Genomic DNA, 10,844 nt, shown 5'->3' on the forward strand with positions numbered 1-10,844 from the left:
GTCCTGCCACCCCGAGAGGGTAGCTGTTCGCTCCGCCCTACGACCGCAGAAATCACCCACCGTCACTGCTCCACAACCTTTGATCCAGATCCCAGATCGCGCCCTCGGCGTCCATGCAGATGCCGTCGCCGCCGACGGGGGCCCACACCCGGCGGCCGGACAGGCCGCCGTCCGCGCCGATGTCGAACGCCGTCAGCCGCCGCGTCCAGGACTCGGCGACGACCAGCGTCGAGCCGTCCGGGGTGACCGCCATCCCGTTGGGGAAGTACAGGTCCTCGGCGACCACCCGGGCCTCGCCGTCCGGGCCGACCAGGGCGATCACGCCGGGCGCGAAGTCCCCCTGGCCGAAGGCGAAGCCGACGCAGTCCACGTAGACGCGGCCGCGGCCGTCCACGACGACCTCGTTCGGCCCGGCCGGCAGCTTGCCCAGGTCGGCGTGGACGGCCGTCGTCCCGTCCGGGTCGAGGTGCAGCAGCTCGTGCTCGCCGGTCACCAGCAGGCGGCCGTCGGGCAGCCAGTCGATGCAGAAACCGGCGGGCTTCGGGCCGCGGGCGATCACCTCGCGGTCGCCGTCCGGGGTGACGGCGAGGATCTCCTGCTCTCCCCAGTGGGAGAACCACAGCCTGCCCTCGTGCCAGCGCGGCGACTCGCCCACGCACAATCCGGTCACCAGTGTCTTCGTCTCGGTCATGTCGTCATTCCTCCTTCTGCCCCCTACACGAAGAGGGAGGGCCCGGATCGACATCACCGGCAAGAATTTTCGAGACAGGTCACAGGGTGGCGCGGGCGCGCTCGGCCAGCGCGGCGCGGTCGACGCCCGCCAGGGCCAGCGCCCGCGGCACCGTGCCCACCTCCGCCTGCAGGACGCCGAGCAGGACGTGGACCGGCCGCAGGTCCTTCTTGCGATGCGTGGAGGCCAGCCGCTCCAGCGCCAGCTTGACCGACGCCCCGACCTGCGGCCGGAGTTCGGGATCGGGCGTGGAACGCAGGTCGAAGACGGCCGCCGACACCCCGGCCGCCGCCAGGCTGTGCTCGAACTCCCGCCGCAGCGCCGCCCGGACCCCCGCCTGGTCGAGCCCGGCCGTGGCCAGGATCGTCCGTGCCTCGGTGTCCTCCGGCCCCGCCATGGCCAGCAGCACGTGGTGGGCCTCGATCGTGGCCGAGCTCTCCGCGCGCGCCTCTGCCTGGCCCCGGATGAGCACCTCGTGCAGGTATTTGTCGAACGCACCGCTCATGCCCGCCTCCTCAGTTCGACCCCGGCCGCGATGAGCCGCTTGGCGTGCTTCTTGTGGACCGCCTGGCGGGTGATGCCCAGCGCCTCGGCCACCTGCGGCCAGCTCCAGCCGGCCCGCATCGCCTGCTCCACGGCGGCGTCCTCGAGCTGGTCGGCCAGGCGGCGCAGCGCGACCACGGCCGCGAGCGCGTCCGCGGGCTCCTTGACTGACATTCAAGCCACCTTAGGCGTCCGTTCCCGGATCAGGCAATTCAGGTTGCTTAGCGGGGGCCGGGGCGTCATCCGGTGATCCACCGGGTAGGGCCAGGGATGTCATGAGCACGATCGAGAACGCCGCGGCCGCCGCCTACCGCATCCCCACCGACCAGCCCGAAGGCGACGGGACGCTGGCCTGGCGGTCCACCACCATGGTCGTCGTCACCCTGACCGCGGCGGGCGTGACCGGCACCGGCTGGACGTACGCCCCCGCCGCCGCGGCCTCGGTCGTCACCGAACTCCTGGCCGGCATCCTGACCGGCGCGGACGCCGCCGACATCCCCGCCCTGCACGGCGCGATGGTCCGGCAGGTGCGCAACGCGGGCCGTCCGGGCGTGGCCGGCTACGCCGTCTCGGCCGCCGACGTGGCGCTGTGGGACCTCAAGGCGCGGCTGCTCGGCCTGCCGCTGACCCGCCTGTTCGGCGCCGCCAGGCCCGAGGTCACCCTGTACGGCTCGGGCGGCTTCACCACCTACGACGACGAGGCCACCACGACCCAGCTCGCGCACTGGGTCCACGACCAGGGCATCGGCCGCGTCAAGATCAAGATCGGTGAGTCGTCCGGCACCCGTCCAGACCGCGACCTGCACCGGGTGGCCCTGGCCCGCCGCGTCATCGGCGACCGGGCCGAGCTGTACGTCGACGCCAACGGCGGCTACACCGCCAAACAGGCGATCCGGCTGGCCGGGCGCATGCGCGAGCACGACGTGACCTGGTTCGAGGAGCCGGTCTCCTCCGACGACCTGCCTGGCCTGCGTCTCGTACGCGAGCGGGCCGCCCCCGACGTCACCGCCGGCGAGTACGGCTGCGACCCCGCCTACTTCACCCGCATGTGCCAGGCCCAGGCCGTCGACTGCCTGCAGATCGACGCCACCCGCTGCGGCGGCTACACCGGCTGGTTCGCCGCCGCGGCGATCGCCGCCGGCCACAACCTCCAGGTGTCCGCCCACTGCGCGCCCAACCTGCACCTCCCGGCCGCCGCGAGCACCGCCAACCTGCGCCACGTCGAGTGGTTCCACGACCACCAGCGCATCGAGTCCGAGCTGTTCGACGGCGCGGCCGACCCCTCCGGCGGCCTCGCCCGCCCCCGGCCCGACGCCCCCGGCCACGGGCTCGAGCTGCGCTCCGCCGCCGCCGAACCCCACCGCGTGGCCTGACGGAAGGAGCGGGCGCCGATGCGGATCGAGGACTACGCCCTGATCGGCGACATGCACACCGCCGCGCTCGTCGGCCGCGACGGCTCGATCGACTGGCTGTGCCTGCCCCGCTTCGACTCACCCGCCTGCTTCGCCGCGCTGCTCGACGGCCCGCGCGCCGGACGCTGGCTGCTGGCCCCCGCCGGCGGCGGCCGTGCCACCTCGCGCGGCTACCGTCAGGGCACCCTCATCCTGGAGACCACCTGGGACGGCCCCGACGGCAGCGTCCGGGTGGTGGACTTCATGCCGCCCCGGGGCGAGGCCCCCGACGTCGTGCGGATCGTCGAGGGCGTGCGGGGCAACGTCGAGATGACCATGGAGCTGGTGCTGCGCTTCGACTACGGCCACGACGTCCCCTGGCTGCGGTACGAGCCCGGCGTGCTGGCCGCGGTCGTCGGCGCCGACGCCACCTGGCTGCGCACCCCCGTCGAGCTGTGCCCCGACGCCGACCAGCACCGCACCACCGCCGCGTTCACCGTCGGGGAGGGGCAGCGGGTGCCGTTCGCGCTGACCTGGAAGCAGTCGTGGCTGCCGCGCCCCGAGCCGGTCGACCCGCCCGAGGCCCTGGCCGACACCGAGCGGCTGTGGCGCGAGTGGGCCCGCCGGTGCGGCTACCAGGGCGACTACGACGAGGCCGTCCGCACGAGCCTGCTCACCCTCAAGGCCCTCACCTACGCCCCCACCGGCGGGCTCGTCGCCGCCGCCACCACCTCACTGCCCGAGCAGCTCGGCGGCCCGCGCAACTGGGACTACCGCTACTGCTGGCTGCGCGACGCCAGCTTCACCCTTCAGGCCATGATGACCGCGGGCTACGACGCCGAGGCGCGCGCCTGGCGCGAATGGCTGCTGCGGGCCGTCGCCGGGCACCCCGCCGACCTGCAGATCATGTACACCGTCGAGGGCGGCCGGCGCATCCCCGAGTGGACCGCGGGCTGGCTGTCGGGCTACGAGGGCTCCCAGCCCGTACGCGTCGGCAACGCCGCCTCCGGCCAGCTCCAGCTCGACGTCTACGGCGAGACCCTCGACTGCCTGCACCTGGCCCGCCGGTCCGGCCTGGCCATCGACGACGAGGCCTGGGACGTCCAGAACGCCCTGATGAACTACCTCGAAGGCATCTGGGACCAGCCCGACAACGGGCTGTGGGAGACCCGGGGGCCGCGCCGCCAGTTCGTGCACTCCAAGGTGCTGGCCTGGGTGGCGGCCGACCGCATGATCCAGGCCGTCGAGGCGTTCGGCCGCGACGGCCCCGCCGGCCGCTGGCGCGACCTGCGCGAACGCATCCACCACGACGTCTGCGCCAACGGCTACGACGCCGAACGCAACACCTTCACCCAGTACTACGGCTCGACCGGCCTGGACGCCGCCCTGCTCCTCATCCCGCGCCTCGGCTTCCTGCCCCCGGACGACCCGCGCGTCGTCGGCACCGTGGACGCGGTCGCCCGCGACCTCGTCCACGACGGGTTCGTCCTGCGCTACCGGTCCGAGGCCGAGGACATCGACGGCCTGCCCGGCGGCGAGGGCACCTTCCTGGCCTGCTCCTTCTGGCTGGCCGACGCCCTGGCCGCGACAGGACGCCGGCGCCGGGCCACCGACCTGTTCGAACGGCTGCTCAGCCTGCGCAACGACGTCGGCCTGCTGTCGGAGGAGTACGACACCGTCCACAACCGGCTGGTCGGCAACTTCCCGCAGGCCTACAGCCACGTTTCGGTGATCAACACCGCGACGGTCCTGTCGGGCAGATTCAGGCCTGGGCGCCCTCGGCATCAAGCCGAGTGAACGTGGCGCCCTGGAGGACGGCGCGGGCGCCGAGCACGTGCCCGTCGCACATCCTGGTCACCGTCCCGGCCTGGTCGGTCACCTTCCACCGGACCAGCTCCGGGCAGGGCCTGCCGAGCCGGTCCTGCGGCCAGGTGCGGTGGCAGACCCGGCACTCGGTGATGTTCGCCCGGTAGGACAGGGTGTTGCCGTGCTCGGGGCAGACGCCCCACGGCATGCCGCAGACCTGCTCGCGCTGGGCGCGCAGCCTGGCCAGGTCGCCCGCCGCCCGTTGCAGGTCCTCGCCGCCCCGGTCCAGCCAGTCGGCGGCGTGCCGCGCCGCCCGGAGCTGGTCGCCCTCGGGGGATCCGGCGGGCTCGGTGTCGCACAGGGAGCGGACCTCGGTGGCGAGGTCCTGGGCACGGCGCGCGAGGTCGCGCAGCTGGGCGGGGGTGACAGTCATGAGGGCTCTCATCTCGTCAGGGCCGGGCGGCAACGGTTACACGCACGGGGACGGCCGTTCGCGCCGCCCGGCAGGCACCGGGACGGCCCGGCCGCTCCCGTTCCCCAGTCTCGTCGGCTTCCGCCCGCGTGGCGCGGTCGCGGCCCACGAGTTCGCGCCTCCAGGCCGGACGGACGGACCGTCTTCTCCGCCCGCCGCCCGCCGCCCGCCGCCCGCCGTTCGCGGGCCGCCGTTCGCGGGCCGCGGGGCTAGGACACGGGGACGCCGCTGTAGGCGGGTCCGAAGAGCACCAGCGTCACCAGGTCCTCGGTGACGTCGTGGAAGCGGTGCTCCTCGTGGGCCGGGACGAACAGCGTGGTGCCGGGGCCGACCTCGACCGTGACGCCGCCCGAGGTGAAGGAGGCGCGCCCGCTGGTGACGACGTAGATCTCGTCCTCGGCGTGCGGCGATTGGCCGTCGATCGCGCCGGCCGGGATGGAGTACGTGCCGAAGCTGAGCGCGGGCACGCTCAGGTGCTCGGCGAAGTGGGCGGAACCGTCCGGGGCGGGCTGGAACCGGCCGCTGTCGATGATCTCCATGGCCCGTGATCCTCTCATGCCTCCGCGTGCCGCGGCTCTTGCGGGGAGCGCCTCCGGCTCTTCTCCGGAGCGCTTGCGGTTCGCGTCCGGGAGCGCCTTCGGCTCGCCTCCGGGTGTGCTTGCGGTTCGCGTCCGGGAGGGTTTCCGGTTCGCGTCCGGGAGGGTTTCCGGTTCGCGTCCGGGAGTGCTTGCGGTTCGCGTCCGGGAGGCTTCCGGTTCGCCTCCAGGAGCGTTTCCGGCTCGCTTCGGGATGCTTGCGGTTCGCCCTGAATGTGAGTAAATGTCACGTCATGTGGCGTGGCTGGGGTGGCCGGGTGTCCGCGGCTGTCAGGCGTGAGGTGTCGTACGTCCGCGGGCAGGCCGCCGGGCTGGCCAAGCGGGGGTCGTACCAGCGGCTCCAGGCGCTCCAGATCGCGAAGGCGACGCTGGCGGCGGTGCTGGCCTGGCTGACGGCCAGCAGGCTGCTGGCGCTCGGCGCCACCTGGATCGCCCCCGCCACCGCGGTGATCATGGTCCACGCCACCGTGTACCGCACGCTCACCAACGGCCTGCGCCGCGTGGCCGCGGTCGGCGCAGGGGTCATCCTGGCCGGCAGCATCGGGCACCTGCTCGGCCTGGGCGTGCTCAGCCTGGTCCTGGTCGTGCCGCCCGCCCTGATCGCCGCCCGCTGGCACCGCATCGGCAACCACGGCTCGGACGTCGCCACCACCGCCGTGCTGCTGCTCTCCTTCGCCGCCGCCTCCCAGGAGCGCTACCTGCTGTCGTACGTGCTGGCCACGGCCATCGGCGCGCTGAGCGGGGCGGTGGTCAACAGCGTGCTCTGGCCACCGCTGTACCGCGACCGTCCCTACGCCGCCGTGCGCCGCCTGGCCCGCGAGACGGCCGCCCTGCTGACCTCCGTCGCCGAGGGGCTACGGGACGAGTGGAACCTCTCGGCGCTGCCCGACTGGGAACGCCAGGCCGTCCGGCTGGACGAGCACCTGGCCGACGCGGCCGCCGCCGTGGCCGACGGCGCCGAGAGCCGCCGCTACAACCTGCGCCACAGCCTCCATCCGGCCACCGCCTCGCAGGACCACGAGCAGGTCCTGCGCAGGCTGACCACGCTGGCCGCGCACGTGCACACGATCGTGCACGCGCTGGCCCACCTCGAACACCACGACGGGCCCTCGACCGACGTCAGCCCCGACTACGCCCGCGACTACGCCGACCTGCTGGACCAGCTCGGCGACGCCCTGACCGCCACCGTACGCCGGGACCCGGACCTCTCCAGGGCGCGCACCCTGCTCGGCCGGGCGGAGGCGCAGGCGGGCCGCATCCACGAGCAGATGACGACTGAGATCCAGAGGGGCGAGGTCGCCCATCCGGCAGGCTGGGCCCTGAGCGGCAGCCTCCTCACCGACGCCGAACGCATCCTGGCCGTCCTGACCTCCATCCTGGGCACCCCACCCGCCAACCGAGACAACAACCCCCTCCCTCCCCACCAACCCCCCACCCCTGACCCCGCCGCACCCTCTAATCCGGCCGCCCACCCCTGACCCCATCGCCTCCATGCTCCTCGGGCCACCGCTGCCCCTTGCGCCACTCCTAACTCCTTCGCCACCGCTGCCCCTCGCGCCACCCCGGACCCCCGCGCCACCTCTGACCCCGCGGCTCACCCGTGGACCCCGATCCCGAAGCTCCCACGCCCTCGACCTCCCGTCCCGGGCGCTTGCACCTTCGTTGTCCGATTCTTCGGGCGCTTGTAGGTTCGTCCTCAACGCCCGCCTTGGCTCTCGCGCTCGCGTCGTCCGGCTCTCCGCGCTTCCACACCTGACAGGCACCGCGAGGAAACCACCCCGGCCCTCGCACCTTCGGACGTCCGGTCTTCCGAGCGCTTGCACGTTCAACGTCCGACTTCCCGCGCCTTCGTCGTCTCGCCGCGCCGGGACCCTCGTTCCAGCTGCCCTGGACCATCGAGCCTTTGACGTCCGACCGCCCTGAGCCCCCGGATCTCCAGGTGCCGGGGTGAGCACCGGCACCCTCGTCGTCCGACTGTCCTGGGCCCTCGCGTCTTCGGTGTTCGGCTGCGCTGAGCTACCGCACCCCCCGAGAATCGGGTTGCTCGTGCGTCCGTCGCCCGGCACACTCGGGAGCCATGCTCATCAGGTCGTTCCCCGAGCCGGACATCCCCCTGGACCTGCTGGTCCAGGTGCGCGACCTGCAACAGGAAGCCTGGCCCGGCCACTCCTTCCCCGCGCCCGACGGCGGCGGCCCCGCCCACGACCCGGCCCTCGCCCCCCGGTCCATGATCCTCCTCGACGAGGGCACAGTCGTGGCGGCCCTGGACATCCTGTCCAAGCACCTCGCCCACGCCGGCCACCGGTTCCGCGCCGCCGGCCTGAGCACCGTGGTGACCAGGAAGGCGGCCCGCGGCCGGGGACACGGTCGCCACCTGGTGACCGCCGCGCACGAGGCCATCGCCGACGCGGGCTTCGACGTCGCCCTGTTCACCTGCGACCGACCGCTCCAGGGCTTCTACGAGAGCGCCGGTTGGTCGGCGATCCCCGGCGCTGTCCTGGTCGGCGGCACCCCGCAGGAGCCCTTCCCCAGCGACCAGCCCGGGTTCGACAAGGTCACCATGGGTGACTTCCTCTCGCCCGAGGGCCGGGCGCACCGGATGTCGTTCCACCACGCCCGCATCGACCTTCACCCCGGGGAGATCGACCGGCTCTGGTGAGCCCCCTTCACGTGCCCTGATGCCGCCGGACCAGCGGCAGGAAGACCTCGTCCACGATCTCCACGAGCACGTCGTCCGGCGCGCTCGGCGCCCCCCGCACCACGAACTCGTTGCGCAGCAGCACCACGGCCACCATGGCGACCCTGGGGCGCAGCGCCTCGGGGGCGGCCTCGCCGCGGCCCACCGCCCGTTCGAGGACGGCCAGCCAGGGCGCGGCCACCGCGTCGTCCGACTGCTCCTGGAGCTGGGACAGGAACTCGGCGGCGCCGCCGGCGGCGGCCATCAGGTCGCGCAGGATCACGCCGAGGGGCGAGCTCCAGTAACGGTTGGCCCGGCGCAGCAGCTCCAGGACGTCGCCGCGCAGCTCCCCGGTGTCGGGGGGCGAGACCGTCGTGGCCAGCCGTTTGTAGGCGGCGACGCCGAGGGCCAGGCGGTTGGGCCAGCGGCGGTAGATGGCGTTCTTGTTGGTGCCGGCGCGGGCCGCGACCTTGTCCATGGTCAGCCCGGCGTACCCGGACGCTGTGAGCTCGTCGGCCGCCGCGCTCAGGATCGCCTCCTCCAGCGCGACCCCGCGCCGCCGCGTCCGTCCGCCTGCCTCGGTCATCGCCCGCCCTCCTCGGCTGAGGGTACTGACCGTACCTCAAATCGGTTAAGGTACGTTGAGTACCGTAAATGTGGAGGAAACGGCCATGCGAGCCAAAGGCATCAGCTACGACACCGGTTTTGTCTTCAACGGATCGATCGGCCACCCTGGCTTCGATCCCGACGTGGTGGCGCGGGAGATGCGCGTCATCCGGGACGACCTGCACTGCACGGCCGTCCGCGTCATGGGCGGCGATCCCGAACGCCTGGAGATCGCCGCCGGCCACGCCGCCGCCCTCGGGCTGGAGGTCTGGTTCTCGCCCTATCCGCTGGAGCTGACCGAGGAGGAGATGCTGGCGCTGTTCGCCGACTGCGCCGAACGCGCGGAACGGGTCAGGCGGCGCGGCGCCGAGGTCGTCTTCGTCACCGCGGCCGAGCTGTGCCTGATGAACAAGGGCTTCCTGCCCGGGGACGACATTGACGAGCGGGTCGCCCTGCTGGGCAGTCCGGAGCGGGTGCGCGAGCTGGTCGACGGCGTCGGCGCGCGGGTGAACGACTTCCTCGGCCGCGCCGTGGCCGTCGTGCGCGAACGGTTCGGCGGCCGGGTGACCTACGCCTCCGTGCCGCTCGAAGCCGTCGACTGGACGCCCTTCGACCTCGTCTCCGTGGACCTCTACCGGTCGGCCGAGATCGCCGGCGTCTTCGAGGAGGGCGTGCGCGCCCTCGTCGCGCAGGGAAAACCGGTCGCGATCACCGAGTTCGGCTCGGCGACCTACCGAGGCGCGGGCGACCGGGGCGCGCTCGGCCTGGAGGTCGTCGAGTACGACAAGGTCACCCGCGCGCCGCTCCGGCTGACCGGCGAGCACGCCCGCGACGAGGACGGCCAGGCCACGTACGTGCGCGAACTCCTGGAGATCTTCGACACCGCAGGCGCGGACGGCGCCTTCGTGTTCACCTTCGCGCTGCGCGATCACCCGCACCGCCCCGACGGCGACCCTCGCGACGACCTGGACCGGGCCTCCTACGGCGTCGTCAAGGTCTACGAGGACCGCCTCGGGACCGCCTACCCCGGCCTGCCCTGGGAGCCCAAGGCCGCCTTCGCCGCCGTCGCGGACCACTACGGGAAGCACTGACCTCACCCCTCCGGCGGCCCTGCGGGCACCACACAGGACAGGGCGTCGCGCAGCAGGTCGGGGAAGGACGCGGTGGTGCCCGGCGCGAGCCAGCGGCGTCCCGCCACGCGGACCGCTCCCGCGACCGCGGCCGCGGTGACGGCGGGGAACAGGTCGCGCTCGGCGTCGGTGCCGGTGCGCGCCGCGATCGCCTCGGCGAGCGCCTCCTCCGCCACGCTGAACGCCTTCAGCGCCTCACCCTCCAGCTCCGGCGTGGACATGATCATGCGCAGCCCCGCCTTGTCCGGCTCCGGGTCGGTGTACAGCTCGACGACGGCCGCGATGACGGCCTCGCCGAGCGACTCGCCCGCGGGCCGGGCGCGCAGCGCCTGCCCCGCCCGCCTCGACTGGTCGGCCTGGAAGGCGCAGATCGCCTCCTCCCTGCTGGAGAAGTAGTTGTTGTACGTGCGCGGCGACACGCCCGCGGCCGAGGCGATGTCGTGAACCCGCACCAGGGCCAGCCCGTTTGGGCCCTGCTCGATGGCCAGGCGTAGCGCGGCATGGCTGATCGCCTCACGGGTGGCCTGCTTGTGGCGAGCCCTGAGGTCGATGGCGTCGTCGGTCATGCCTGTACTCTACCTTCCGTTGCGTGACACGCAAGTTGTGCGCGTCACGCAAGTTGTGTGTAGAGTGCTGGAGGCGCCCGGCACTCGCGCCCGGACAGTGCCGACCACGGGCGTACGCCGGGGCGGCGGGGCCCGCATGCGGGCCTATCCATCGCGGGCGCCGTCCCGGCCCCCAACCCCGACGACAGCGAGGAGTAGCAGTGGCTGCAAAAATGATCACATTCGACGAGGGCGCCCGGCGCGGTCTCGAGCGCGGTATGAACCAGCTCGCCGACGCCGTCAAGGTGACCTTGGGCCCCAAGGGGCGCAACGTCGTGCTGGAGAAGA

12 protein-coding genes are annotated in these 10,844 nt (G+C 73.1%); 5 read left to right on the forward strand and 7 right to left on the reverse strand.

Translation table 11 applies throughout. The annotated features are described in order from the left end of the window. Positions 1–52: 52 nt before the first annotated feature. From ACIHAD_RS48400 to ACIHAD_RS48410, 3 genes are all read right to left on the reverse strand, one after another. A complete protein-coding gene (locus tag ACIHAD_RS48400; RefSeq protein ID WP_397361660.1) occupies positions 53–691 on the reverse strand; it encodes an SMP-30/gluconolactonase/LRE family protein in 639 nt (212 codons plus the stop codon). Between the two features lie 79 nt (positions 692–770). Next, positions 771–1,235 (reverse strand): Clp protease N-terminal domain-containing protein, encoded by a 465-nt coding sequence (locus ACIHAD_RS48405; RefSeq protein WP_397361661.1) that lies wholly within the window; start codon positions 1,233–1,235, stop codon positions 771–773. Further along, entirely contained in the window at positions 1,232–1,447 is a 216-nt protein-coding gene (locus ACIHAD_RS48410) for a hypothetical protein (RefSeq protein WP_357697141.1), read from the reverse strand. Before ACIHAD_RS48410 ends, ACIHAD_RS48405 begins: the two co-directional genes overlap by 4 nt. 101 nt (positions 1,448–1,548) lie before the next feature. On the opposite strand from ACIHAD_RS48410, the gene ACIHAD_RS48415 reads away from it, so the two are divergent. Both ACIHAD_RS48415 and ACIHAD_RS48420 read left to right on the forward strand, forming a co-directional pair. Then, the gene (locus ACIHAD_RS48415; RefSeq protein WP_397361662.1) at positions 1,549–2,646 is read left to right on the forward strand and encodes an enolase C-terminal domain-like protein; all 1,098 of its coding nucleotides are present in this window, start codon (positions 1,549–1,551) and stop codon (positions 2,644–2,646) included. An 18-nt stretch (positions 2,647–2,664) separates the two neighbouring features. Further along, positions 2,665–4,461, forward strand: coding sequence for a glycoside hydrolase family 15 protein (locus ACIHAD_RS48420; RefSeq protein WP_397361663.1), 1,797 nt, complete (start codon positions 2,665–2,667; stop codon positions 4,459–4,461). On the opposite strand, the gene ACIHAD_RS48425 is transcribed toward ACIHAD_RS48420, so the two are convergent. Beyond that, the gene (locus ACIHAD_RS48425) at positions 4,427–4,903 is read right to left on the reverse strand and encodes a hypothetical protein (protein ID WP_397361665.1); all 477 of its coding nucleotides are present in this window, start codon (positions 4,901–4,903) and stop codon (positions 4,427–4,429) included. The genes ACIHAD_RS48420 and ACIHAD_RS48425 overlap by 35 nt on opposite strands. A 248-nt stretch (positions 4,904–5,151) precedes the next feature. Then, the gene (locus ACIHAD_RS48430) at positions 5,152–5,481 is read right to left on the reverse strand and encodes a cupin domain-containing protein (RefSeq protein ID WP_397361667.1); all 330 of its coding nucleotides are present in this window, start codon (positions 5,479–5,481) and stop codon (positions 5,152–5,154) included. A gap of 314 nt (positions 5,482–5,795) precedes the next feature. Here ACIHAD_RS48430 and ACIHAD_RS48435 point away from each other — a divergent pair, with 314 nt between their 5' ends. Further along, positions 5,796–7,016: an aromatic acid exporter family protein gene (locus tag ACIHAD_RS48435; protein ID WP_397361668.1), complete on the forward strand. Its 1,221-nt coding sequence runs from the start codon at positions 5,796–5,798 to the stop codon at positions 7,014–7,016. A 599-nt stretch (positions 7,017–7,615) separates the two neighbouring features. Further along, positions 7,616–8,197, forward strand: coding sequence for a GNAT family N-acetyltransferase (locus ACIHAD_RS48440; RefSeq protein WP_397361669.1), 582 nt, complete (start codon positions 7,616–7,618; stop codon positions 8,195–8,197). 7 nt (positions 8,198–8,204) lie between these two features. Here ACIHAD_RS48440 and ACIHAD_RS48445 read toward each other — a convergent pair whose 3' ends face one another. After that, positions 8,205–8,801: a TetR/AcrR family transcriptional regulator gene (locus tag ACIHAD_RS48445; RefSeq protein WP_397361670.1), complete on the reverse strand. Its 597-nt coding sequence runs from the start codon at positions 8,799–8,801 to the stop codon at positions 8,205–8,207. An 85-nt stretch (positions 8,802–8,886) separates the two neighbouring features. Between ACIHAD_RS48445 and ACIHAD_RS48450 the strand changes: the two genes are divergently transcribed. Further along, positions 8,887–9,912: a hypothetical protein gene (locus tag ACIHAD_RS48450; protein ID WP_397361671.1), complete on the forward strand. Its 1,026-nt coding sequence runs from the start codon at positions 8,887–8,889 to the stop codon at positions 9,910–9,912. Between the two features lie 2 nt (positions 9,913–9,914). Here ACIHAD_RS48450 and ACIHAD_RS48455 read toward each other — a convergent pair whose 3' ends face one another. Continuing rightward, positions 9,915–10,517, reverse strand: a complete 603-nt coding sequence (locus tag ACIHAD_RS48455) for a TetR/AcrR family transcriptional regulator (protein WP_397361672.1) — start codon at positions 10,515–10,517, stop codon at positions 9,915–9,917. Positions 10,518–10,844 lie beyond the last annotated feature (327 nt).

This window comes from Nonomuraea sp. NPDC052265 (assembly GCF_044547985.1).
Taxonomy (GTDB): domain Bacteria; phylum Actinomycetota; class Actinomycetes; order Streptosporangiales; family Streptosporangiaceae; genus Nonomuraea.